Genomic DNA, 24,246 nt, shown 5'->3' with positions numbered 1-24,246 from the left:
ACGGAAAGGAAGCCCAGTGACCGTCATTCCGAGCCGGGCCCGCGGCCCACCAGCAGGACGACCCGACCAGACCCGAACAACATCAACTTCTGAGGAGTGAACATGACTGTCCAGAACGTTCTCCGCCCGTTGCTCGCCCGGCGTCGCTCGAACCCACGGCGACTGAGAGCGCTGCTCCGCGGTGACGGGGGAATGAGCACTGTGGAGTACGCGCTCGGAACGCTGACCGCGGCGGCGGTGGCCGGAATCCTCTACGCCGCAGTCCAGAGCGACGTGATCAAGAACGCCGTGACCGCCCTGCTCGAACGCGGATTCTCGGGAACGTTCTGATGCCGAGCGTGGAGATCGCCCCGGCGCCGATCAGCGGCGCCGGGGCCCGCGACCGCGGCGCGGTGACCGTGGAGGCCGCGTTCGGGATCTGCGCGCTGGCGGTGGTGTTCGCACTGGCCGTTGGCGGGTTGTGCGCGGTGATCGGCCAACTGCGGTGCACCGACGCCGCAGTGGAGGCAGCGCGGCTGGTCGCCCGCGGCAGCCAGCCGCAGGCGACCGGAGCCGTGGAACGGCTCGCGCCGCACGGCGCGAAGTTGGCGGTGTCGATCGTCGGCGACCAGATCACGGTCGAGGTCAGCGCGCCGTTTCCCGGCGGCTTCCTGCCCGGCGACTGGCTCAGGAGCACCGCGCTGGCGGTGCTGGAACCGGGAGCGGGAGCCCCGAAGCCGGGAGGACCGCCATGACCGGAGACGCCGCCATGACCGGAGGACTGCCATGACCGGGGACAAGGGCCTGCCCGGAGACAGTGCCATGACCAGCCGCAGAAGCCTGCCCGGAGGCAACGCCATGACCAGCCGCAGGGGCATGACCAGGGGCACGGCCGTGCCCCAGGACAGCGGCACGTCCGGTGGCAGGGGCACGTCCGGCGGCAGCGCCGTGACCGGAGCCAGCGCCAGGACCGGCGGCGGCATAACCGGGGACAGGGGAGCGGCCACGGTGCTGGCGGCTGCGCTCTCGGGCGCCTTGATCACCGTTCTCTGGGTCGGAATCCAACTCGGTTCCGCCGTGGTGAACCGGCACAGAGCGGAAGGCGCGGCCGATCTCGCGGCTCTCGCGGCGGCGGCCCACGTGCCGCAGGGCCAGGAGTTCGCGTGCGGCCGGGCCGGCTGGGTCGCGCGCGGGATGGGCGCCGAGATCGCGAGCTGCCGGCTGGACGGCTCCGACGCGCGGGTGGAGCTGCACGTCCCCGGGCTGTTCGCGGTCATCGACGCGCGGGCGCGGGCCGGTCCGGTTCGCGGTGGGTGACAACCGGAGGTGGTCGTACGACGAACGGTCCGTCCGCGAGGACAAGAGGTTCGGAAGCGGCGGTGTCGAGGCGCTTGTTGCCATCGGATCGCGACTGGCGTGCTGTTCGCAGGCCGCTCGTCCGATTGATCTTTCGGCTGGCCTTCGCGGCGGGCTGCGCTCGTCGCCGCCAAATGACCGGTCGTCGACCTGGGGCTGTACTCCGGCTGTTCCCCTGACGTTCATTGGAGGTGTGAGCACGAACACCCCGACGGTCCGGACAACGTGGTCCGAACCGAGGTGATCTCCCCCGGATCACCTCTCGTGCTCACCGTGGAACAAGGAGGCGGAGAACAAATGGATTGGTCGGCGGATGAGTGGCAGGACACCTTCGGCGGTGTCCGGGCTCTCCAAGCCGGGCTGCTGAACAACCGGATCGAGCTGCGGGTGGAGGCGATCGGATTCGCCTCTCGCGGCTGGCCGGTGCTGCCCGGGACCTATCCGGTGGGCACCCGTTGGATCGGCCGCGACGGCACCGACGCCGAAGGCCCGATGCCGGTGCACCAGGACTGGCAGGAACGGCTCGGAACCAACCCCGACCAGGTCGCTGCCTGGTGGTCCGGCCGTCCCTACAGCCTGCTGGTGGCGACCGGCACCGCGATCGGAGCCGTCGAGGTCGACGCCGCGCTCGGCTACCGCGCCGCGGTCGCCCTGCGGGCACTGGGATTCCCGGTGCCGATCGTGGCGATTCCCAACGGGCGCTGGTACTTCCTGACGTCCGGTGAAGGTCGGCTCGCCCCCGAACTGGCCGAGCTCGCCGACGTCAGGTCGCACGGTGCCGGAAGCTGGGTCCCCATGCCGCCGACCACCTTCCCGCACGGCGCCGCGCACTGGAGGGTCAAGCCCGAGGTGTGCGGATGGACCCTGCCCTCGATCGAATTCGTACAGGACGCCCTGCTCGAAGGGCTCCACCAGAGCAAGAACGTGGCAGAACTCGTCGCAGCCGGCTGATGGCGGCAGGTCGACCGTGAACGAGTCGCGCGGATCGGCACCGCGCCCAGGGCTCTCCGATGTCGCGACCGGCGGTACGGGCGGCGCGCGCTTCCCACACGAGCGCGCTTTCCGCCCGGTCCCGCTACCGCCGGTCGTGCAGCCCAGCCGATCCGCCGGCTTGCCGCCCTGCGGTCGACACCGCGTCGAGAACTGCCACCGCCCCCGCCTTGTCCAGCGGTTCGTTGCCGTTCCCGCACTTCGGCGACTGGACGCAGGACGGGCACCCGGCCGGGCACTCGCAGGAAGCGATCGCCTCCCGCGTCGCGGCCAGCCATGGGAACAACGCGGCAAAGCCGCGGTCGGCGAATCCGGCCCCTCCCGGATGACCGTCGTGCACGAAAACCGTCGCCTCCCCGGTATCGGCGTGCATGGCGGTGGAGACACCGCCGATGTCCCATCGATCACAGGTCGCGAACAGCGGTAGCAGGCCGATCGCCGCGTGCTCGGCGGCATGCAGCGCACCGGGGATGCGCGCCGGTTCCAGCCCGGCGCCCCCCGGTGCGCTGCCACTGAGCAGCTCCTCGCCGATCGTGTACCAGACCGCTCTGGTCACCAGCTTGTGCGCGGGGAGGTCCAGCGGAACCTGGTCCAGCACCCGGCCCGAGGGCAGCGTGCGCAGGTAGCCGACGACCTGCGACATCACCTCCACATCGCCCAGGCACACCGACACGTGCGGGCCCGCTTCCCGGCGCTCGACCGTCCGCAGCACCGAGATGTCGATGGCTTCGCGGGCCGAAGTCGTCCAGTCCGGACTTTCGGCGTGCACCAGCGCGAGTCCCGTGTCCAGGTCCAGCTCGTCCACCACGAACGACTGCCCCTGGTGCAGGTAGACCGCGCCCGGGTGCACCGTGGCACACGCCGAGTCCGGGTCGACCGTTCCCAGCATCCGCCCGGAATCGCCCTCCACGACGGCGATCTGGGCGCCTCCGGAGCCCCGCAGCTCCACACTCCTGTGTGGACGTTCGCGCGCCGTCCAGTACCAGCCGTGCGGGCGTTTGCGCAGCACGCCTTCCGAGGTCAGCGCCTTGACCGCGGTCTCGGCGGCGGTTCCGCCGAAGGCGTCGAAGGACTCCTCCTTCAACGGCAGTTCCGCCGCGGCGCAGGCCAGGTGCGGTTCGAGCACGTACGGGTTCGCCGGGTCCAGCACAGTCGCTTCGACCGGGCGTTCCAGCACCGCGGGCGGGTGGTGCACCAGGTAGGTGTCCAGCGGATCGTCGCGCGCGACGAAGACCACCAGCGCGCCTTCGCCGTCCCGCCCGGCGCGCCCGGCCTGCTGCCAGAACGAGGCCAGCGTCCCCGGGTAACCCGCCACGACCACCGCGTCGAGGCCCGCGATGTCCACCCCCAGCTCCAGCGCGTTGGTCGTCGCGACCGCGCGCAGGTCGCCCACGAGCAGCGCCCGTTCCAGCGCCCGGCGGTCTTCGGGCAGGTAGCCGCCCCGGTACGCCTTGACCTTCCCGGGCAGGCTGGAGTCCACTTCGGACAGCGAGCGCTGGGCCGACAGCGCGGCGAGCTCCACCCCGCGGCGGGACCGGACGAACGCCAGCGTGCGCGCGTCCTCGATCACCAGCTCGGTCATGATCCGGGCCGTCTCGGCTCCCGCCGACCGCCGGACCGGCGCGCCGTTCTCGCCGACCACGTCCTCCAGCAGCGGCGGTTCCCACAGCGCGACCGTGCGGGCGCCGCGCGGCGAACCGTCGTCGATGATCGCGCGGCACGGGGTCCCGACGAGCCGTTCGCCCAGGTCGCCGGGGTCGGCCACGGTCGCGGAGGCGAGCACGAACACCGGATCGGCGCCGTAGTGCCGGGCGACCCGCCGGAGCCGGCGCAGCAGCAGCGCGACGTGCGAGCCGAAGACGCCGCGGTAGGTGTGGCACTCGTCGATCACCACGTAGTGCAGGCTCCGGAAGAACCGCGCCCACCGGCTGTGGTTGGGCAGGATCCCGATGTGCAGCATGTCCGGGTTGGTGAACACCCACCGGCCGTGGTTGCGGACCCAGTCCCGCTCGACCTGCGGGGTGTCGCCGTCGTAGCTAGCCGCGCGGACCCCGTCGAGCTCCAGCTCGTCGATCGCGCGGAGCTGGTCGGCGCCCAGCGCCTTGGTCGGCGACAGGTACAGCGCGGTCGCCCGCCCGTCCTGGAGCAGCCGCGACAGCACCGGCAGCTGGTAGACCATCGACTTCCCGGACGCGGTGCCCGTCGCGACCACGACGTTCTCCCCGGACCGCACCGCGTCGGCGCCCTCGGCCTGGTGCGCCCACGGCCGCTCCGCGCCGCGCGCGCGAAGCGCCTCGACCGCCTCGGGCGCGGCCCACGCGGGCCAGTCCGCGTGCCGCGCCGGGCGTTCGGGCAGGTGGGCGACGTGGCGCAGCGGTGACTCGCCCACCGGAATCCCGGCCAGCACGCGTTCGAGCAAGTGCCGACCCCGGTCCTCACGCTCCGCGTTCACCCTTCGAGCCTTGCACAGGCCGCGGAACCCGAACCCCGGCCGGGTGAGCGAAACATCGTTTCGCGCCCGATCGTCCGTCCTGCGGAACGGTTCACCGGACCGGCGTCCGGCGATCGGGTGATCTTTGCGCGCAGGGCTGGAAGCCGGTCAAAATCGCCCACTACCTCATGTCCCCCGTTTGGGCCAAATCGAGATCTCCCTGAACGGGTGATCAAGTACCTTTCTGAATCGATTCTCGATAACAAATCCGCACGTCGATGCGAGTCTCATATCACACCGTGAGGTAAGCCACTCGTGGTCTGAATAGACTTCCCGGCCACGACGTCGTCACGTTTCGACCGCCAGGCCGAGCGGGGCGAGGCCGCCTAACGCGCGTCGGGGAGCCGACCGTGGGTCGGCGCGATCACCGGCGCAGAACCGAGCACAAACCAGGAGGACGGATGTCCCTGCTCACCCCGGTCCAGCAAGGCTGGGCCCAGGGCACTGCACCACCGAGCTCGCCGCACCGGATGGACCTCGCCCAGCACGCCGCGGGCATCGAACTCGGGGGCGCCGACATCGCCGTGGTCGGCGTGGTGATGGTGATCGCCCTGGCCGCGCTGGCCTTCGGCTACGTACTGATCAAGGAAGTCCTCGCCGCCGGTCAGGGCACCACGAAGATGCAGGACATCGCCAAGGCCGTTCAGGAGGGCGCGTCGGCCTACCTCAGCCGCCAGTTCCGGACGCTGGCGGTCTTCGCGGTCGTGGTGTTCCTCGTGCTGTTCGCGCTGCCCGCGGAGACCACCGCCGAGCGCATCGGCCGGTCGATCTTCTTCCTGTTCGGCGCCGCGTTCTCCGCGGTGATCGGCTACCTCGGCATGTGGCTGTCGACCCGGGCCAACGTCCGCGTCGCGGCTGCCGCCAGGGAGAAGGGCGAGGGCCGGGAGAAGGCGATGCGCGTCGCCTTCCGCACCGGCGGCGTGGTCGGCATGACCACGGTCGGCCTCGGCCTGTTCGGCGCCGCGCTGGTGGTGCTGGTGTACGCGGGCGGCGCTCCGCGCGTGCTGGAGGGCTTCGGCTTCGGGGCCGCCCTGCTGGCGATGTTCATGCGGGTCGGCGGCGGCATCTTCACCAAGGCCGCCGACGTCGGCGCCGACCTGGTCGGCAAGGTCGAGCAGAACATTCCGGAGGACGACCCGCGCAACGCCGCCACGATCGCCGACAACGTCGGCGACAACGTCGGTGACTGCGCGGGCATGGCGGCCGACCTGTTCGAGTCCTACGCCGTCACGCTCGTCGCCTCGCTGATCCTGGGCACCGCGGCGTTCGGCCTCCAGGGCCTGCTGTTCCCGCTGATCGTGCCCGCGATCGGGGTGGTGACCGCCGTGATCGGCGTCTACATCACCAAGGCGCGGGCCGGGGAGAGCGCGCTCACCGCGATCAACCGCTCGTTCTTCGTCTCGGCGGGGATCTCGGCCGTGCTCTGCGCGGGCGCGGCGCTGCTCTACCTGCCCAGCTCGTTCGCCGGGCTGACCGGCGTGTCGCCGGAGATCGCGGCGACCCAGGGCAACCCGGCGGTCATCGCGCTGGTCGCGGTGATCATCGGCATCGCGCTGGCCGCGGTCATCCTCAAGCTCACCGGCTACTTCACCGCCACCGAGCACCGGCCGGTGCGCGACGTCGGCAAGTCGTCGCTGACCGGTGCGGCCACCGTGATCCTCAGCGGCATGTCGGTGGGCTTCGAGTCCGCCGTCTACACCGCGCTGGTGATCGGCGCGGCCGTGTTCGGCGCGTTCCTGCTGTCCGGTTCGCTCGCGGTGGCGCTGTTCGCGATCGCGCTCGCCGGCTGCGGCCTGCTGACCACCGTCGGCGTCATCGTCGCGATGGACACCTTCGGCCCGGTCAGCGACAACGCGCAGGGCATCGCCGAGATGTCCGGTGACGTCGAGGGCGAGGGCGCGCAGATCCTCACCGAGCTCGACGCGGTCGGCAACACCACGAAGGCGATCACCAAGGGCATCGCGATCGCGACCGCGGTGCTGGCGGCTACCGCGCTGTTCGGGTCCTACCGGGACGCCATCACCCAGGCGCTGGCCAGCGCGGGCGGTGCGCTGGCCGAGATGGAGTTCATCGTGTTCGCGCCGAACGTCCTGGTGGGCGTGGCCATCGGCGCGGCCGTGGTGTTCTTCTTCTCCGGCCTGGCCATCAACGCGGTGTCCCGCGCGGCCGGTGCCGTGGTCTACGAGGTCCGGCGCCAGTTCAGGGACAAGCCCGGGATCATGGACGGTTCGGAGCGCCCCGAGTACGGCAAGGTCGTCGACATCTGCACCCGCGACTCGCTGCGGGAGCTGGCCACGCCGGGTCTGCTGGCGGTGCTGGCGCCGGTCGCGGTCGGGTTCGGCCTCGGCGTCGGCCCGCTGGCCGGCTACCTGGCGGGCGCCATCGCCACCGGCACGCTGATGGCGATCTTCCTGGCCAACTCGGGCGGTGCCTGGGACAACTCGAAGAAGCTGGTCGAGGACGGCCACCACGGCGGCAAGGGGTCCGAGGCGCACGCGGCCACGGTCATCGGCGACACCGTCGGCGACCCGTTCAAGGACACCGCCGGTCCGGCGATCAACCCGCTGCTGAAGGTCATGAACCTGGTGTCGGTGCTGATCGCGCCCGCCGTGGTGACCTTCGCGGTCGGGGAGGCCGCCTCCCCGGCGGTCCGCTTCGCGATCGCCGGGGTCGCCACCGCGGTGATCATCGCCGCGGTCGTGGTGTCGAAGCGGCGCAGCACCGCGATCACCGACACCCCGGCCAACGACGAGGAGGGCAAAATAGCCACCGCCTGATCTCGCGGTAGCGGGGGTGTCCGGAACGTCCGGGCACCCCCGCTCTTTCATTCCGGAGGGTGAACTCGCGTGAGATGCTGGTCATTTTCGAACGGCAGTTCTACGATTGTGCGCCGTGGACCAGCTGTCCTTCTTCTCGGCTGAGGCCCGGCACCCCCGCGTGGCCGATCTCGCGGGGCTGCTGTGCGGGCCGGGGCAGGCGGTGGGGTTCGGGCGCGGTACCGCGGCGCGGCTCTCGGTCGTCGTCGACGAGCACTGGCGGGCCCGATCCCTGGTCCGCGCGTGCGCCGACCGCGGCGTCGAGGCCGAGCTGGGCAGCTCGGACGAGGGCAGGCCGCTGGTGCGCACCGCCTTCCGCTCGGACCTGACCGGCCTGGCCGGTCGCTGGCTGCGCGGCGCGGTCAAGTCCGTGCCCGCCGACTTCGCCCCGGACGGCTGCACCCTGCGCCTCTGGGCGCTGACCGCGGGCAGGCTCGAACCGGGCGGCTACCTCCTCGGCCTCGACCCGCACGCCCCCGAGACGCACGAACCGCTCGCCGCGGCGCTGGCGCGCAGCGGGCTGCCCGCCAGGTTCCTGGGCGCCCGCGCGGGCGGACCGGCGCTGCGGGTCACCGGCAAACGGCGGATAGCCCGCCTGGCGGAGCTGGTCGGCCCAGTGCCCGATGGTGCGATCGAGCGAACGTGGCCGCTGGTGTCCTGACCGGTTTGACGCACATCACGCCAGGTCAAGCAACGGAACACAGCCGGTAGCCGATACGTTTCCCAGAGACGACGGGCGCGAGTGCCGTTGTGTTGTATGCGACGCTGTCCGTCCCCGGCACGGCGTAATCGGCTGTGCACGGTGCACACTTAGGAACCTTGGGCACCATTGAGGAACCTTGGGCATCACCGAGGTACTCGGGTGGGACCTGAGTCCCTGGGCATTTCCTCGGACCTCGGGTATCACCTGGAACTCGGACAACACGACGAACGGGCGCCTCCGCGAGTAGAGAGCAGGTAAGCGTGGCTGGGTCGACACGGACGAAGAAGAACGGCGGCACTGGCCGGTCTTCGGGGTCCGCCAACGGGGCGGGCGCCGGAGTGCGGCGGCTGGTGATCGTCGAGTCGCCTGCGAAGGCCCGCAAGATCGCTTCCTACCTCGGCTCCAACTTCGTGGTGGAGTCGTCCAAGGGCCACATCCGCGACCTCCCGCGCGGCGCCGCCGAAGTGCCCGCCAAGTACAAGGGCCAGCCGTGGGCCCGGCTCGGCGTCGACGTGGAGAACGACTTCGAGCCGCTGTACCTGGTCACCGGGGACAAGAAGGCCACGGTCAACGACCTCAAGGACAAGCTGAAGGAAGTCGACGAGCTCTACCTCGCCACGGACGGCGACCGCGAGGGCGAGGCCATCGCCTGGCACCTGATGGAGACGCTCAAGCCGAAGGTGCCGGTGCGCCGGATGGTCTTCCACGAGATCACCGAGTCGGCGATCCAGGCCGCCGCGGCCAACCCCCGCGACCTGGACCAGGACCTGGTCGACGCGCAGGAGACGCGGCGCATCCTGGACCGGCTCTACGGCTACGAGGTCAGCCCGGTGCTGTGGAAGAAGGTCATGCCGAGGCTGTCGGCGGGCCGCGTGCAGTCGGTGGCGACCCGGATCGTGGTCGAGCGGGAGCGCGAGCGGATCAGGTTCGTCCCGGCCGAGTACTGGGACATCTCGGCGACCATGGACGCGGGCGAGGACGCCGACCCGCGCCGCTTCGGCGCGCGGCTGGTCAGCGTCGACGGCACCAGGCTGGCCACCGGCCGGGACTTCGGGCCGGACGGCAGGCTGAAGAACTCCGACGTGCGGCTGCTCGGCGAGGCCGAGGCCCGCCGCCTGGCTGCCGGGCTCACCGACGCCGGCCTGGCCGTGTCCAGCGTCGAGGAGAAGCCGTACACGCGGAAGCCGTACGCGCCGTTCATGACCTCGACCCTCCAGCAGGAGGCGGGCCGCAAGCTGCGGTTCTCGGCGGACCGGACGATGCGCACCGCGCAGAAGCTGTACGAGAACGGCTACATCACCTACATGCGAACAGACTCCACGACGCTGTCGGAGACGGCGATCACGGCGGCTCGCAACCAGGCCATGGACCTCTACGGCGACGAGTACCTCTCGCCGCAGCCCCGGCAGTACAACCGCAAGGTCAAGAACGCGCAGGAGGCGCACGAGGCGATCCGCCCGGCGGGCGAGAGCTTCCGCACCCCCGGCCAGGTGGCCGATGAGCTCGACGCCGACGGCTACAAGCTCTACGAGCTGATCTGGCAGCGCACCATCGCCTCCCAGATGGCCGACGCCAAGGGCACCACGCTGTCGGTGCGGATCACCGGCACCGCGGCCGACGGCGAGGAGTGCACGTTCGCCGCCTCCGGCCGCACGATCACCTTCGCCGGGTTCCTCAAGGCCTACGTCGAGGCGGTCGACTCGGAGGTCGGCGGGGTCGCCGACGACGCCGAGTCCCGGCTGCCGCGGCTGTCCCAGGACCAGCCGGTCACCGCGCCGGAGCTGTCGCCGGACGGCCACAGCACCAACCCGCCGCCGCGCTACACCGAGGCCAGCCTGGTCAAGGCGCTGGAGGAGCTGGGCATCGGCCGCCCGTCGACCTACGCCTCGATCATCAGCACCGTGCAGGAGCGCGGCTACGTCTGGAAGAAGGGCTCGGCCCTGGTCCCGTCGTGGGTGGCGTTCGCGGTCATCGGGCTGATGGAGAAGCACTTCGGCAGGCTCGTCGACTACGACTTCACCGCCGCGCTGGAGGACGAGCTCGACCGCATCGCCGAGGGCAGGCAGCAGCGCACCAAGTGGCTGTCGGGCTTCTACTTCGGCGGCGAGGTCGGGCCGGACGACTCGATCGGCCGCGCTGGCGGGCTGAAGAAGCTCGTCGGCTCCGGGGTCGAGGAGATCGACGCCCGCGAGGTGAACTCGATCCCGATGTTCACCGACGACGAGGGCCGCACGGTCTACGTCCGGGTCGGCCGGTACGGCCCGTACCTGGAGCGTCCGCTGAGCGACAGCGAGTCGCAGCGGGCGAACCTGCCCGACGACCTGCCGCCGGACGAGCTGGACATCGGTGTCGCCGAGAAGCTGTTCGCGACCCCGATGGAGGGCCGCAGCCTGGGCACCGACCCGGAGACCGGCCACGAGGTGGTGGCCAAGGAGGGCCGGTTCGGCCCGTACGTCACCGAGGTCCTGCCCGAGGGCAACAAGAACAAGCCGCGCACCGGCAGCCTGCTCAAGTCGATGTCGCTGGACACCGTGACGCTCGACGACGCGCTCAAGCTGCTGTCGCTGCCGCGCGTGGTCGGCACCGACCCGGAGTCGGGCGACGAGATCACCGCGCAGAACGGCCGCTACGGCCCGTACCTGAAGAAGGGTTCGGATTCGCGGTCGCTCGACACCGAAGAGCAGATGTTCACGGTGACCCTGGAGGAAGCGCTCAAGATCTACGCGCAGCCCAAGCAGCGGGGCAGGCGGGCCGCCGCGGCGCCGCTGCGCGAGCTGGGCGACGACCCGGACTCCGGCAAGCCGCTGGTGATCAAGGACGGCCGGTTCGGCCCGTACGTCACCGACGGGGAGACCAACGCGTCGCTGCGCAAGGGCGACGACGTCGAGTCGATCACGATCGATCGGGCGACCGAGCTGCTGGCCGAGCGGCGGGCGAAGGCCCCGGCGAAGAAGAAGACGACGTCCAGGGCCAAGAGCACGAAGTCGACGGGGACGAAGTCCACCGCGTCCAAGAGCACGGCCGCGAAGAAGAAGACCAGCGCGACCAAGCAGTCCTGACCCTGGCGTTCGCGGGGTGTCCGGCGGACACTTCAGCTGACACCCCGCGGACACTGGGGAGGCTGCGATGCGCGACGCCCTTTCCGGCCGGGACGGCACCCAGCCGCTGCCCGCGTCGACGGTGTACCCGGACGTGCTCAGCGGCCTGACCACCGCATATCCGCCGCTGCGGCCCGCGGAGCCGGTGCCGCCGGCCGAGCTGAGCGAGGAAGCGCGGCGGGCGGTGCGGTCGAAGCGCAGGTCGCGTTCGACCGAACCGGAGTGGTCGGTCCCGGCTGCCTACGGCAACGCCGAGCAGGCGTCGGTGGCTCCGGCGCAGAACCTGCCCGCCCAGCGCAGGAACATCGGCGGCAGGATCGTCGGAGTCCTGATCATGCTGGTCATCTTCGGCTCGCTGGCGATCGGAATCGTCCGCGCCCTCCTGGAGGAGTTCGGCGTCCTCGGTCCGTGAGGGCGGTCGGGGCGGCCCCGTACAGTGCCAGGTGTGGACGTGACCCCGGAGCTGAGCGCCGGAGTGTGGGCTGACGTGGTCGGCCAGCCGGACGCGGTGCGGACGCTGCAGGCAGCTGTGCGCGCGGCGGATCTCCTGGCCCGCGACGAACCCGCGCCCGCGGGCGCGATGACTCACGCCTGGCTGTTCACCGGCCCGCCCGGCTCGGGGCGCTCGGTCGCCGCGCGGGCGTTCGCCGCCGCACTGGAATGCACCTCCGGCGTGGGCTGCGGGCAGTGCTCGGCGTGCCGCACGGTGCTCGCGGGCACCCACGCCGACGTGCGCGTGGTCGTGCCGGAAGGGCTGTCGATCTCGGTCGCCGAGATGCGTTCGCTGGTGCAGGCCGCGGCCCGCCGCCCGACCACCGGGCAGTGGCGGGTGGTGCTGATCGAGGACTCCGACCGGCTCACCGAGGGTGCGGCGAACGCCCTGCTCAAGGCCGTGGAGGAGCCGCCGGACCGGACGGTGTTCCTGCTGTGCGCGCCGTCGGACCACCCGGAGGACGTGTCGGTGACGATCCGGTCCCGCTGCCGGGTCGTGCAGCTCAAGACTCCGATGGCGGGATCGATCGCGGAGGTCCTGCACGAGCGGGACGGCGTGGACGCGGAGCTGGCGCAGTGGGCGGCGTCGGTCAGCGGCGGGCACATCGGGCGAGCCCGGCGGCTGGCTTCCGACGCCGAGGCGCGGGAGCGGCGGGAGGCGGTGCTGAGCATCCCGCTGGGGCTGCGCCGGTTCTCGGACGTGTTCACCGCGGCGAGCGGGCTGGTGAAGTCGTCGGAGACCGAGGCGGTCGCGGCCAACGAGGACCGCAACGAGGCCGAGAAGGACGAGCTGCGCACGGCGATGGGCGCGGGCGGCACCGGCAAGGGCACGGCGTCGGCGACGCGCGGAGCCAACGCGGCGCTGCGCGAGCTGGAGAAGCGGCAGAAGTCGCGCGCGACCAGGTCCCAGCGCGACGCGTTGGACCTCGCCCTGGTGGACCTGGCCGGCTTCTACCGGGACGTGCTGGTGACCCGCTCCGGCGCGTCAGCTCCGCTCAACCACCCGGACTTCGCACGCTCGGTGTCGAAGGCCGCGGCCGAGTGGACGTCGGAGTCGACGCTCCGGCGGCTGGAGGCCGTGCTGGAGTGCCGGCTCGCGCTGACCCAGAACGTCAAGCCGATCATCGCCGTGGAGGCGATGGTCGCCGCGCTGCACCGCGGCTGAGCAGGCGGCGTCCCCGGGGAAGCGGTGGCGTCTCTCAGGACCGCCGACGCGGAACGGCTGCGACGAGGATCGAGCCGAGCAGCAGCAGCCCGGTGCCGGTCCAGAACAGCGGGATCGCGCTGTACGCGCCGTCGGTGACGGCCAGCGGTGGGGCCTTCGGCCCCTCGGCCACGGCCGCCGGAGCGGGCGGAGCCGCCGCGCGGCAGACCACGCCTCCGGCGGGCGCGCCGGCGCGCGCGATCTGCTCGCCGAAGGAGATCTGCGCCAGCGAGGTCTGGATGCCGATCTTGTCGGCGGGCAGCACGTGCAGGTCGAACATCCGGGCCGCGGCGCGGACTTCCGCGCCCGCCACGTCCTGGCGCAGCTTCCCGACGCTCATCCGCAGCACGCCGAGGTCGAGCTGGTCCTGGCTGAACGGCACGTCCAGCTGCGGCTTCGCGGCGTCGAGCACGCCGAGCACCTCGTCGCCGCGGCTGACCCGCAGCACCGGCGCCTGGTAGTCCACAGTGGACGTGGCCGGGTCGCCGGTGGAGGTCGCGGTCAGCTTGGGCTGGCTGACGACCTCGACGCGGAGTTCCTGCGGCGTGCCGGAGAACAGCCTGACGTCGCCGAGCCGCATCGACGAGGTCGCGCGCACGGCCTTGCCCTGCTGCCCGGCGACGTCGACCAGCTCGACGTTCGAGTGCGCTTCGAGCGAGTTGGACGCGTCGAGCAGCGCGCCGTCCACCCCGGGCAGCGCGTTCAGCACGGACAGCCCGCCCAACGACGTCTTCGCATCGGAGATCGGCTGCACGCAGGGCCCGAGCACGTCGTCCCACCGCGCGTGCGCGCTGCCGTTCATCGCGCCGAGCTTGACCACGCCGTCCAGCGGTGACGCGGGAGGGTGCAGGCCGCCCGCGGTCGGCGCGTCGTGGTCGGGCGAGGCGGTCTGGCTCAGCCCGAGCGGCGTCCGAGGTGTGGTGCCCTGGAAGCTGAACCCGACCGGATCGGAGTCGGCGATGGCCCGCTCATGCCCCAGGTAGGCGTCGGAGTTGGCCTGCGCGGTCGCCAGCCCCATGCCCATCTCGGCGATGGCCTGCTTGGGTAGCTTCTCCTCGAACTCGGGGTCCTCGACCACCGAGTCGGTGGGAACGGTCTTCGGGAGGATGCGGATCAGCCCGATGCCGGTACCGGCGTCGGCGACGATCGGCCCCGGGTGGTTCGCCGGCACCGATTCCGGGGGCTGCCCCGGGTTCTCCGGCGACGGCCGCGGCGTGGTCGGCAGGGTCGATTCCTGCGCCAGCGCGGCGGGCAGTCCCAGTCCGGCGACAGCGGCGGAGACGGTCGCGCAGACCGCCAGGCGGCGCAACGGGCGGCGTGGTCGCATCCAGCATCCCTCCGGTCGCAGTGATCGCCATCACTGCTCCTGTAACGACGCTCACATGCCGGAGTAACGCGTCGTTTCTTCCGGAGGGTGCGCGCGGACGGCCATGCCGTGGCCGCTACACTCGTAGCCGCAACGCCGCCTTAGCTCAGTCGGCTAGAGCGACGCACTCGTAATGCGTAGGTCGAGGGTTCGATTCCCTCAGGCGGCTCCGTCGGGAAACCGCAGGATCACCCACGTGACCTGCGGTTTTTCTTTTGGGACGGTCGATGCGGGGTAGCGCAGCCTCCCCCGCGAACGGCCTTTGCGTGCCCGATGCGTGCCCATCGGTACCGGTGCGCGCCCTTGGAACCAGCCGGACGGCTGCCTCGGCAGCCTCACGCGCGACCTGCGGGAGCACGCTCGTGTAGGTGTCAGAGGTGATCGTGATCGAGGAGTGGCCGAGCATCTCCTGAACCACCTTGAGATCAGCGCCGCCGGCCAGCGCGAGGGTCGCCGCGCCGTGCCGTAGATCGTGCAGTCGAACCGGCGGTAGACCAGCGGCCCGGACAGCACGCTCGAATGCCTCGGACAGCCAGCCGGGATGCACCCACGTTCCGTCCTCGCGCGTGAACACGCGGCCGGAGTCGACCCACGCGGGCCCCCACTCCATCCGCTCGGCGAGCTGCCTTGCCCGATGCGTCCGCAGGACGTTGATCGTCTCCGTGTCGAGTGCGATCACGCGGGCCCCACTCGCCGTCTTGGGATCACTCTCGACGACGGACCATCCGTCTTGCACGAGCTGAGTTGCCACGGTCAACGTCCCTGCGTCGAGGTCGACGTCCGTCCAGCGGACGCCGCACGCTTCTCCGCGCCGGAGTCCTCGAAAGGCGATCAGGTGATACATCGCGTAGAGCCGGTCGGCGGCGACGTGATCGAGGAACCATCCCGCCTGCTCCGGAGTCCAGACCATTACCGGAGACGGCTTCTCGCCGGTCTGCTGCCACTGCTCTACCCGCCGAGGTGTCCAGACGAGCGCCTTCGGACGTTTGCCCGGCTCCAACTCCACATGAGAAGCGGGGTTGAACGTGATGAGCTGCTGCGCGATCGCGTCGTTGAGCGCGGCCCGCAGCGTTGCACGGATACGCTGCTGCGTCGCTGGTCCGGTCGTTCGCCGGAACGGCGGCAGCGCGCGCAGTTCGGCGCGTGCGGCCCGTTGCTCGGCTCGCCTCATGGCTGCCTTGCGCTTGGCCTCGACCTGGCGGCGTACCGCATTCGCGGCCTCGATCTCCTCGTTGGTCTCATTGATCCCCTCGAACATCTCGTTGAGGTGCGCGACCCGAAGACGGTTGAGCGGGATCGAGCCGATACGCGGCTTGAGGTGAACGCGGATGTCGGTCTCGTACCGCGCAATGGAGGACTTCCGTGTGCGCTTGCCCGTGAGCCACTCGTCCAGCCACTCGGCGACGGTCATTCGAGTGGTGAGGCTCTGACCAGTGCCGAGCCTCCGCTTGGTCTCGTCGTAGTCCGGGATTGGAGCCTTGTTCTCCGAGATCGTGACCAGCAGCTCGGCAATGCGTTCCCGGTTCTCGGCGTCGTCTTGCTCCGGAATCGCCAGCAGCGCCCGAACTTTGTCCAGGTCGCTCCGCGCCGTTTCAGCCGAGTCGTACCCGGAGCGGCGGAAGGTCCGACGGTCTCCGTCCTGTGTGGACGGTAATTCTTGTCGGATCGAGTAGACGCCGTGGTTCTTGCGCTTGAGCTTCGGGCACGACTTGCCGAGGGCTCGCCCGCTGTCATCACGGCAGTAGCAGCGTCGGGTTACGCTTCCCGCTTTCACTCGGTGGCCTCCCTCGAATTGCGCCGACGAGCCGAGCGCAGCTCCGCTTCGCGTTCATTGGCGCGCTTGATCAGGGTTGCCTCGCCGTCGGTGCTCAGTTCCGGCGGTGTTACCCCAGCTTGTAGGAGTTCCACCCGGGCATCGAGGATCCATCCCTCGATGGCGTCGATTCGCCATTCGTCCTCAAGATCGGCCGCAGCGAGTAGCTTTTCCCGCGTGTCCGCCGACTTGACCTTCTCGGCTCTTTCCTCCCACGACTGGGATCGCATGTAGGACTGCCACCAGTGGCCTTGCCAGTCCTCGTGATCGTGGTACGCCTCAAGTGGGGGGCGCATCCTGTCCGGCCGGTGCTCAGAACGCTGGTCAGGCGCGGGCTTTGCGCCACTGAGCCACTGGATTGCCGACCAGGGATTCGTCCTTGCGTCGGGGGACCAGGTGACCTCTTCCTCCGAGTCGATCGGGAAGAGCAACAGCGCAGGGGGAACGTCGAGTGCGCGAGCCAGTACCGCGAGCTCGTCGACCGTCACGTCTCGGCGTCGACGACCGGTTTCGTCGCGCCGCCCCGTCTCGATACTCGTGATGGCGGCGAAGGTTAGATCTGGGTCCCCAAGTCGTTGGCATTCCTCGGCGAGCTGCTTCCGAGTCCACTGGTGGCGTCTGCGGTGACGCTGGACCTGCTCGCCGATCATCTCGCTGATGTCGTGCAAAACGCACTCTCCGGCATTGTTCGATCTGCAAGTTGCAACGCTTGTTCGAGATCGGTACCGTTCAACCTCGAACGGCATCATTGTGCCATTGCTAGAGTGCAAATTGCAACATATCTAGCAGGCAGGAAGGCAAAAGGAACCCTCATGGCCGGAACTTCGGACTCGGAGCTCGTGATCACGGTCGGCATGAGTGCCGAGACTGTGCGCCAACTACCGCCGTCCCTGGACCTCGTCAGCGCAGCTCGCACGTTCGGCATCGGCCGGACGAAGGCGTACGAGCTCGCGCGGTCCGGGGAGTTTCCCGTTCGGGTGCTGCGCCTTGGCAACGCCTACCGCGTCCCGACAGCCGAGGTGCTCGCCGTGCTCGGCATCAGCCCAGCCGTGCAGAGCGGCGACGCGGCGTGAACCTGAGTTCAGCATGAACAGTCGCGAAAACCCTATCCAGGCAAGGAAAGCGGCGGCCCTCCCCACCACAGAGAACACCGCCGCTGACGAGAGAGGCCCTCGCGTGACCAGTCCCGCACCCACTATCCCAGACGCCCGCAGGGAAGCAGCCCCGACCGCTCGGGTTGTTCTCACCCGCGCACAGTTCGACCAGCTTCGTCGTGATGCCGAGCTCGGCGCGACGTTCCGTGAGTGGCACCGGAGGTGCCTCGCCTCCGAGTCGTCCAAGGCGATCTCAGCGGCCGAAAACTGGGCGCGCATCGCCGCGTCGCCCACGTACGCCGAGCTTGAACGTCGCCGCGCCCAGCCCGGCCCAATGGCAGGCCGCCGCATGGACCCCGACGCGGTCGCTCGCTGGGTCGCCACTGGTTACAGCAACCCGCAGGAGTACGCCGCGTGATGCTGACCCACCAGCACATCGGGTCGGTCGACATCGACCAATACGACGAGGCCGGCATGGACCAGGCAGGCGGGACCAGACGGCGCGTCCGGTCCCGTGCAGTGTCGGCTATCCCGCTGAAGCGGCGGCAGTACCTGTGGGACCAGCGGCTACCCCTCGGGGAGATCACGTTGTGGGCTGGTCACGCGGGTATCGGCAAGTCACAGGGGGCTGTGTGGCTCGCCGCCCGCGTAACACGCGGCGAGTTGCCCGGCGAGCTGCACGACACGCCGTCGCCGGTGCTGTATCTCGGCACCGAGGACGCCTGGTCGTACACGCTCGCGCCGCGCTTCGTCGCCGCAGGGGCCGACCTCGACCTGGTGCGCAAGCTCTACGCCGAAACCGACGAAGGCCACGAAACCACGGTCTCGCTCGTCGTCGACCTCGACGAGTTGCGCGAAGAGATCGCCGAGACGGGTGCGCGCCTGGTCGTGCTCGATGCTCTGCTGTCGACCATGACAAGCTCGGAGCTCACCAAACAAGGCGTCGTGCGTCGGGGGCTCGAACCGCTCGCGCGGCTTGCGCAAGAGCTCAACATCGCGGTCGTGGGTGTCGTCCACTTCCGCAAGGCGGGCGACGCCAACCCACTGCACATGATCTCCGGGTCCGCTGAGTTCGGGCAGGTGGTGCGCTCGGCCATCGGGTTCGCCGCCGACCGCGAAGCCGAAGACGGATCGTGCGTGCTGTCGCTGATCAAGACGAACATCGCGCCGTCGGGTCTGCCGAGCATCCGTTACCGCGTCGAACCCGCAGTCGTGGACACCCCGGAAGGTCCTACCGATGTCGGCCGCTTCGTCATTCTCGGCGAAACCGACCAGAACGTCGGCGACTTGCTGAACCAGGACACCGGATCGGTCGAGGAACGGTCCGAGCGCAACGAGGCCGCCGAGTGGCTCGTGAGCTACCTCGCCGACAACGGCGGCAGCGCCAAGGCCGCCGACGTCTTCAAGGCCGCCAAAGCCGACGGTATCGCCGAGGCCACCCTCAAACGCGCTCGCAAACGTGCCGGAGTTACCAGCGAGCGCCAAGGATTCGGCCAAGGCTCCATGTGGTTCCTCAACCCGTCTGGATCACGTTTAGCTCAATCAGATCAGCGCACATGAGCTGATCCCAATGAGCCGAATGGTGCCCCAAACCGGGACAGCGACCGGACGCCAACCCCTTCGCGCGCACGCGAGTGGGCGCGGGCTGGAACGTGCCCGCCGTCGATCAGCGGTTCACCGGTAGTGATCTCCCCGATACGCTCGATGCCGACTCTGCCCCAGGAGTTCACCGCCCCCGGCTGATCACCGGGGGCTCTGGGGCAGGGCGGTTCTGACACCAGGGGCAGAGGACAACTCCATGAACAGCACCACGTTTGGCGACGAGTTGTGCCGTCTACGGAAGGCTGCCCGGCTCACTCAACGGGAGCTCGCGCAGCGGCTCTACGTCGTGCGCACCACGGTCGGCAGGTGGGAAAGCGGCGAAGTCACGCCCGACTCCGCGACGGTCGCGAAGCTCGACGCCGCGCTGGGAGCAAACGGGCACCTTCGCCGGGTGCACGCCACCGCCGCCATCCCGGCGGTGACCACGCCCCAACTTGATGCCGGCCAACCCGCAAGCGCCGACTACGTCGCGGGTCTGCACGCCTCCATGCAGCGCCTCGTCGCCCTCGACGGCCAGCATGGCGGGGGCGAACTTGCCCCGCTCGCGGCCCGGCTGTTCCGCTCCGCCAATCGGCTGCTCGCCGCCGGGCGCTACGACTCCACTGTGGAATCTGACTTCACCGCCGTGACCGCCGAGCTCGGCGAGGTCGCCGGGTGGCTGGCGTTCGACGCATTGCAGTTTGACCAAGCCCGTAATCACTGGCTCGAAGCGCTGCATCTCGCCCAACTCGCCGGCGATACCGCGATGGAACTGTTCTGCCTGGGCAACATGGCCTTGGTCGCCCAAGAGCAACGCCGCCCGGCCGAGGCGCTGCGCACCTGCACTCGCATGACCCAGGCGTACCGGCTATCACCCCGGCTGAAGGTGATGGTGGCGATGCGCCACGCTCGCGCCGCAGCCGACCTCGGGAACGACGGGGCCGTCGAGTTGATCCAGCGCGCGAGAGTTGCTGCCGACGACAGCATCGCCCCGACCGACCCGTCGTGGTCCTGGTGGATCACCGGCAGCGAGGTTGCCGCGCACGAAGCGGGGATCTACCGGGCACGGGGGGACTGGTCGACGGCAGTCGACCGCTACGCCGCTGCGCTCGACACGGTGCCCGCCGGCTACCGGTGGTTCCGCTACATCGGCAACGCGAACCTTCTTGATGCCCTGGTCAACGTCGAGGATTGGGGCGAAGTTGAACGAGTTGGCACCACGGTTCTCGCGCTCTCCGAGGACATCCACTCGGCGCGAGCGGGTCGCCGTATACACAACGCGGCCACCGCAGCGAAGCGCCGCGCCGCACCGCCCTCGGTCGAGGGACTCATGAGCGCGCTTACCTCCGCCTCCTAGGGGTGCGCCAGGGGTGCGTACCAGGGTGTGCACCCTGCACCTACTACACGGCACGTAGTCGAACGACGACGGTAAGGAAGCACGCCGCGAAAGCCCCTCGCACGATCCGGCCCGTCCCCGTGGGCGCGGAGCGCCTGGGACTGCTGGAGCGGCGGCAGGGTGGAGGCCCCTCTCGATCAGCATCCGGCCCGATGGGCCTCCACCCTCGACCTGCCCGTCGTCGACGTTGGGGGACAGATGCCCACCGAGGTGAAGCCGCACATGCGCCGCAGGCCCGGCGAGACCATCGAGCAGTACCACGCCCGCCTGGGAAGGTCCTGTTACCGCTGCGGCACCGAGATCCACGACAGGGCCGAGCTCAACGAGCACGAGGACAACTGCACAGGCCCGAAGTCGGGGCGGGGGGCATCGTGACCGCGCTGCCGACCCGCACACCTGGCGCGCACTTCACCGCGCCACCGACGACCAAACCGTCGAACTCGACGAGCACCAGGCCCCCGCGCATCCTCCGGCCCACGCCGGGCCTCGCCGCCCAGGTGCGGCAGGGCCACCGTCGGGCGCTCGCTGAGCTCGGCCGCTGTCGTCGCCGTTGACCGCCGACCGGCGCGGCAGTAGCCCCCCGACCCGCGCCGGTCGGTGTACCACCCGCGTGGAGGTACAGGCCCCACGTGGACACACCGAGGATCACCAAGGGATCGCAGGAAACGAGAGGAACAAAGACATGAGCGCACCTGTGACCGCGTTCGGGCTCGACGTCGCCGCCCGCGAGCCGATTCCGGTAAGCGAGGTCGACCTGTCCAAGCTCATTTACGACCCGCAGCAACAGATCATGCTCACCCCTGGCGAAAACGGGGTGAACACGCCGTGGTGCAAGCACTCGGACGGGCAGACTACGACCGATTCGAACACTGATGGGCACGGCGGACGTGAGACCGATACCGATTGGACCGAGGACTGAGCCCACATGGCGGTTCTCGTTCTGACCCAGCGTTTCGACGCCACAGCCGATGTGGTGATCGACGAACTCAACCGGCGCGGCGTGCCGTTGGTGCGGGCCGACCTCGGCGACCTCACTGTGTCCGCCGAGCTCGACGGTCCGCGCTGGACGGGTGTTCTCGCCGCCGAGCACCACGCCGTGAAGCTCGACGACATCACCGGCATTTACTACCGGAGACCCACCAACCCCACCGCGCCGGACGGGGTGAGTCGGGAGGTCGCCGAGTGGATCGAAGCGGAACAGCGGTGGGGGCTGCGGGGCCTGCTCGCAGCCCTTACCCGCGAGACGTGGGTGAACTGGCCCCCGGCGATTCATGCCGCCGAGCACAAGCCCTACCAGCTCGCCCAGGCCGCCGACGTGGGCCTGTCCGTTCCGGAAACCCTGATCACGAACGACCCGGACACGGCCGCGGAATTCGCCCGCCGCGCGAAACCGGTGCTCTACAAGGCTTTCCGGGGAAATCCGGTCGAGATCGATGGGGAGCCGCGTCTCGTCTACGCCACCGAGGTCACCGCCGAGCAGTGCCGCGCCGAGTCGGTGCGCGTCGCCCCGGTCATGCTGCAACACCGCATCGACAAGGCATTCGACGCGCGAGTCACCAGGGTTGATGACCACGTGTTCGCGGTGATCCCACGAACAGAATCCGGCGCGGCCCCGCTGGACTGGCGGATCGACCACGCCGCGAACACCTGGCACCCCGTCGAGGTACCCGCCGACGTGCGCGCCGGCCTGCTACGGCTGCTCGATCGTCTCGACCTGCGGTTCGCCGCCTGCGACTTCTCCGTTGACCACGCCGGTCGGTGGCGGTTCCTCGAAGCGAATCCCGCTGGTCAATGGGCCTGGAACCACCTGTTACGTGATCAGATCACCGCCGCGCTCGCCAACGCCCTTACCCAGGAGACGACTCCGTGACCACCACGACCGATACCGAAGCCCTACGCGCCCGCCTCGTCGCCCAACTCCAGGACGACGGCATCCTGCGTGATCCTTCGTGGATCGCCGCGTTCAGCGACACCCCACGCGGAGTGTTCGTCCCGTACTACTTCGAAACCCGCACCGACCGGCCCGGATGGCGGCTCATCGAGCGCACCGACGAATGGCGAGACGGGGTGTACCGCAACACCGCGCACACCACCCAGCTCGACAACACGACCGACGCACTTCACGCGGCCCGGCGGGGCGAGATCGTCAAGGGACAGCCCACGTCGTCCAGCTCCGCGCCGTCGTTGATGGCGCTCATGCTCGAAGCTCTCGACGTCCACGACGGACACCGGGTCCTGGAGATCGGCACCGGTTCGGGCTACAACGCCGCTCTGCTCTGCCGCCGGTTGGGGGCGGATCACGTGACGAGCGTGGATGTCGATCCTGCGCTTGTGGATCTCGCACGTGACCGGCTCGCGAAGCTCGGCTATACCCCGCACCTTGCCGCCGTGGACGGCCGCGACGGGTGCCCCGAGCGGGCACCGTTCGACCGGATCATCGCGACCGTCGGCCTGCACCGCGTCCCGGGTGCGTGGATCGACCAAACCGCGCCGGGCGGCCTCATCCTGGTCCCGCTTTTGGTCGGGGGGCTGCTGGCGCGTCTGACCGTCGATATCCAAGGCCACGCCGAGGGCATGTTCTTGCCGGATGCGGGGATGTTCATGCCTACCCGAGATCAGCAGACGCCGGCCGCCACCATCCCGCACCGCGACGCCGCCACCACCGAGCCCGAAGCTTCCGCCCTTCCTGCCAAGGTCGCCACGGGGCGTGAGTTCGAGTTCTTCGCCACCCTGCACACCGGCCCGTACAGCCGGATCGGGTTCACCCCCGTTGACGGGACACCGTCCGAAACGTGGCTCATCAGACCCGACGGGTCGTGGGTTTGCCACACCGCGCCCGAATCCGATCAGTACGTCGTTCGCCAAGGCGGACCTGCGCGGCTGTGGGACACCATCGAGAAAGCTCACCAGCAGTGGGACACACTCGGCAGACCACCGCGAGAGCGCTTCGGCCTCACCGTCGATGGCGGTGAACACCGCGTGTGGCTCGACGAACCGTCGAACGTGATCACCTCGCTGTAGCGGGGATCGGGTGGTTGAGGTGCGCGCCCGATGCGTGCCCATTGCGTGCCCGGACGCCGCGTAACTCTGCGACATCCGGGCACGTGAGGCGGACGGATCAACGTCCTGACCTGGACGGGACGGGCTCTAGCGACCCGTCGAATCAGTGTTCGTCTTGATCACTACGGAACTCGTAATGCGTAGGTCAAGGGTTCGATTCCCTTAGGCGGCTCTGCTGCGGTTCAACCCGCTGACCTGCGGCGGGAGGCGAGATCGATGATCTTGGCTCCCGCCGCAGTGTCGTCTGCATGGAGCACGTATGAAGCAGGTTGCGCCAACCACTCCTTCGCAACCGGCTTCCGGGTGTGCGCCGCGCGGATCGCGTCCCACTGGGTGTAGGCCAGATGCCCGTAACGTTCGGTGACGATCACGGAGAAGTGGCCGCCTGCGGCTGATGCGCGAGCGATGCGGTGAGGCTGTGATCCTCTTCGCTTTGGCGGCTGCCGCCATCATTGCCGAGAACACCGCATAGATTCGATGAACGGTCGCTGGAGCCAAGAGCGGACTGCCGTTCTCGTCCGTGAGTGAGACAAGTTTGTCGACCCACTTCTGGACCCCATCGGTGTCGATTGCGTCGAGCCAGGTCGACCGCCAGTACGGCAGGATGTAGTGCATCTGAAAAGTTCAGTCAAGGCCTTAGCGGATTCGGTCAACCGGTCGCCCTTGAATGAGCCCCTGCTTCGAGGGATTCTCGCGGAGCAGCTGGACGGCCCGCTGGTGCGGCTGCGGCGCCCGGGCCTCGGTGTCGGCCGCACCACGCCGTGCGTCAGCAAGGATCTCCTGTGCGGTGTCGTCGGCGATGGTCAC

General features: G+C 69.7%; 20 protein-coding genes, 1 tRNA gene and 1 pseudogene. 17 read left to right on the top strand and 5 right to left on the bottom strand.

Going from position 1 to position 24,246, the window contains the following annotated elements; translation table 11 throughout:
* Positions 1 to 102 precede the first annotated feature (102 nt).
* The 4 genes from ABD691_RS13965 (at position 103) to ABD691_RS13950 (ending at position 2,286) form a co-directional block, all read left to right on the top strand.
* On the top strand, positions 103 to 330 hold the full coding sequence (locus ABD691_RS13965; RefSeq protein WP_344680079.1) for a DUF4244 domain-containing protein: 228 nt from the start codon (positions 103 to 105) through the stop codon (positions 328 to 330).
* Positions 330 to 734, top strand: coding sequence for a TadE family type IV pilus minor pilin (locus tag ABD691_RS13960; RefSeq protein ID WP_344680078.1), 405 nt, complete (start codon positions 330 to 332; stop codon positions 732 to 734). Before ABD691_RS13965 ends, ABD691_RS13960 begins: the two co-directional genes overlap by 1 nt.
* A 67-nt stretch (positions 735 to 801) precedes the next feature.
* Positions 802 to 1,296, top strand: coding sequence for an Rv3654c family TadE-like protein (locus ABD691_RS13955; protein ID WP_344680077.1), 495 nt, complete (start codon positions 802 to 804; stop codon positions 1,294 to 1,296).
* A gap of 336 nt (positions 1,297 to 1,632) precedes the next feature.
* The gene (locus ABD691_RS13950; protein WP_344680076.1) at positions 1,633 to 2,286 is read left to right on the top strand and encodes a bifunctional DNA primase/polymerase; all 654 of its coding nucleotides are present in this window, start codon (positions 1,633 to 1,635) and stop codon (positions 2,284 to 2,286) included.
* Between the two features lie 124 nt (positions 2,287 to 2,410).
* Here ABD691_RS13950 and ABD691_RS13945 read toward each other — a convergent pair whose 3' ends face one another.
* Positions 2,411 to 4,777 carry a DEAD/DEAH box helicase gene (locus tag ABD691_RS13945; RefSeq protein WP_344680075.1) on the bottom strand — a complete coding sequence of 789 codons (2,367 nt, stop codon included), beginning with the start codon at positions 4,775 to 4,777 and terminating at the stop codon, positions 2,411 to 2,413.
* Positions 4,778 to 5,217: 440 nt separating this feature from the next.
* Between ABD691_RS13945 and ABD691_RS13940 the strand changes: the two genes are divergently transcribed.
* The 5 genes from ABD691_RS13940 (at position 5,218) to ABD691_RS13920 (ending at position 13,090) form a co-directional block, all read left to right on the top strand.
* A complete protein-coding gene (locus ABD691_RS13940; protein ID WP_344680074.1) occupies positions 5,218 to 7,593 on the top strand; it encodes a sodium-translocating pyrophosphatase in 2,376 nt (791 codons plus the stop codon).
* 115 nt (positions 7,594 to 7,708) lie between these two features.
* The gene (locus tag ABD691_RS13935; RefSeq protein ID WP_344680073.1) at positions 7,709 to 8,293 is read left to right on the top strand and encodes a hypothetical protein; all 585 of its coding nucleotides are present in this window, start codon (positions 7,709 to 7,711) and stop codon (positions 8,291 to 8,293) included.
* A gap of 302 nt (positions 8,294 to 8,595) precedes the next feature.
* Entirely contained in the window at positions 8,596 to 11,394 is a 2,799-nt protein-coding gene (gene topA, locus ABD691_RS13930; protein ID WP_425565078.1) for a type I DNA topoisomerase, read from the top strand.
* 67 nt (positions 11,395 to 11,461) lie between these two features.
* Positions 11,462 to 11,845: a hypothetical protein gene (locus ABD691_RS13925; RefSeq protein ID WP_344680072.1), complete on the top strand. Its 384-nt coding sequence runs from the start codon at positions 11,462 to 11,464 to the stop codon at positions 11,843 to 11,845.
* A gap of 39 nt (positions 11,846 to 11,884) precedes the next feature.
* The gene (locus tag ABD691_RS13920) at positions 11,885 to 13,090 is read left to right on the top strand and encodes a DNA polymerase III subunit delta' (RefSeq protein WP_425565081.1); all 1,206 of its coding nucleotides are present in this window, start codon (positions 11,885 to 11,887) and stop codon (positions 13,088 to 13,090) included.
* Between the two features lie 34 nt (positions 13,091 to 13,124).
* Here ABD691_RS13920 and ABD691_RS13915 read toward each other — a convergent pair whose 3' ends face one another.
* Positions 13,125 to 14,456, bottom strand: coding sequence for a hypothetical protein (locus ABD691_RS13915; protein WP_344680070.1), 1,332 nt, complete (start codon positions 14,454 to 14,456; stop codon positions 13,125 to 13,127).
* Positions 14,457 to 14,590: 134 nt separating this feature from the next.
* Here ABD691_RS13915 and ABD691_RS13910 point away from each other — a divergent pair.
* Positions 14,591 to 14,664, top strand: a tRNA-Thr gene (locus ABD691_RS13910).
* Positions 14,665 to 14,859: 195 nt separating this feature from the next.
* Here ABD691_RS13910 and ABD691_RS33745 read toward each other — a convergent pair.
* Both ABD691_RS33745 and ABD691_RS13905 read right to left on the bottom strand, forming a co-directional pair.
* Positions 14,860 to 15,906: pseudogene (locus ABD691_RS33745) on the bottom strand (site-specific integrase); the annotation flags it as partial.
* A gap of 359 nt (positions 15,907 to 16,265) precedes the next feature.
* The gene (locus ABD691_RS13905; protein WP_344680069.1) at positions 16,266 to 16,976 is read right to left on the bottom strand and encodes a helix-turn-helix domain-containing protein; all 711 of its coding nucleotides are present in this window, start codon (positions 16,974 to 16,976) and stop codon (positions 16,266 to 16,268) included.
* Between the two features lie 144 nt (positions 16,977 to 17,120).
* On the opposite strand from ABD691_RS13905, the gene ABD691_RS13900 reads away from it, so the two are divergent.
* The 7 genes from ABD691_RS13900 to tgmC all read left to right on the top strand — a co-directional run bounded on the left by ABD691_RS13900 (position 17,121) and on the right by tgmC (position 23,400).
* Positions 17,121 to 17,381: a helix-turn-helix domain-containing protein gene (locus ABD691_RS13900; RefSeq protein ID WP_344680068.1), complete on the top strand. Its 261-nt coding sequence runs from the start codon at positions 17,121 to 17,123 to the stop codon at positions 17,379 to 17,381.
* 438 nt (positions 17,382 to 17,819) lie between these two features.
* The gene (locus ABD691_RS13895) at positions 17,820 to 18,962 is read left to right on the top strand and encodes an AAA family ATPase (RefSeq protein ID WP_344680107.1); all 1,143 of its coding nucleotides are present in this window, start codon (positions 17,820 to 17,822) and stop codon (positions 18,960 to 18,962) included.
* 238 nt (positions 18,963 to 19,200) lie between these two features.
* Positions 19,201 to 20,340: a helix-turn-helix domain-containing protein gene (locus tag ABD691_RS13890; RefSeq protein WP_344680067.1), complete on the top strand. Its 1,140-nt coding sequence runs from the start codon at positions 19,201 to 19,203 to the stop codon at positions 20,338 to 20,340.
* A gap of 237 nt (positions 20,341 to 20,577) precedes the next feature.
* Positions 20,578 to 20,754 carry a hypothetical protein gene (locus ABD691_RS13885; RefSeq protein ID WP_344680066.1) on the top strand — a complete coding sequence of 59 codons (177 nt, stop codon included), beginning with the start codon at positions 20,578 to 20,580 and terminating at the stop codon, positions 20,752 to 20,754.
* A gap of 307 nt (positions 20,755 to 21,061) precedes the next feature.
* A complete protein-coding gene (locus ABD691_RS13880) occupies positions 21,062 to 21,298 on the top strand; it encodes a hypothetical protein (protein ID WP_344680065.1) in 237 nt (78 codons plus the stop codon).
* Between the two features lie 6 nt (positions 21,299 to 21,304).
* Complete coding sequence (locus ABD691_RS13875; RefSeq protein ID WP_344680064.1) at positions 21,305 to 22,249, top strand: MvdC/MvdD family ATP grasp protein; 945 nt, start codon at positions 21,305 to 21,307, stop codon at positions 22,247 to 22,249.
* On the top strand, positions 22,246 to 23,400 hold the full coding sequence (tgmC, locus tag ABD691_RS13870; RefSeq protein WP_344680063.1) for an ATP-grasp peptide maturase system methyltransferase: 1,155 nt from the start codon (positions 22,246 to 22,248) through the stop codon (positions 23,398 to 23,400). Before ABD691_RS13875 ends, tgmC begins: the two co-directional genes overlap by 4 nt.
* Before the next feature lie 221 nt (positions 23,401 to 23,621).
* Here tgmC and ABD691_RS13865 read toward each other — a convergent pair whose 3' ends face one another.
* Complete coding sequence (locus tag ABD691_RS13865; protein ID WP_344680062.1) at positions 23,622 to 23,810, bottom strand: hypothetical protein; 189 nt, start codon at positions 23,808 to 23,810, stop codon at positions 23,622 to 23,624.
* Positions 23,811 to 24,246 lie beyond the last annotated feature (436 nt).

It is taken from the genome of Saccharopolyspora taberi (assembly GCF_039534165.1).
In the GTDB taxonomy this organism is placed as follows: domain Bacteria; phylum Actinomycetota; class Actinomycetes; order Mycobacteriales; family Pseudonocardiaceae; genus Saccharopolyspora_D; species Saccharopolyspora_D taberi.
This window is presented reverse-complemented; position numbering and strand designations above follow the sequence as displayed.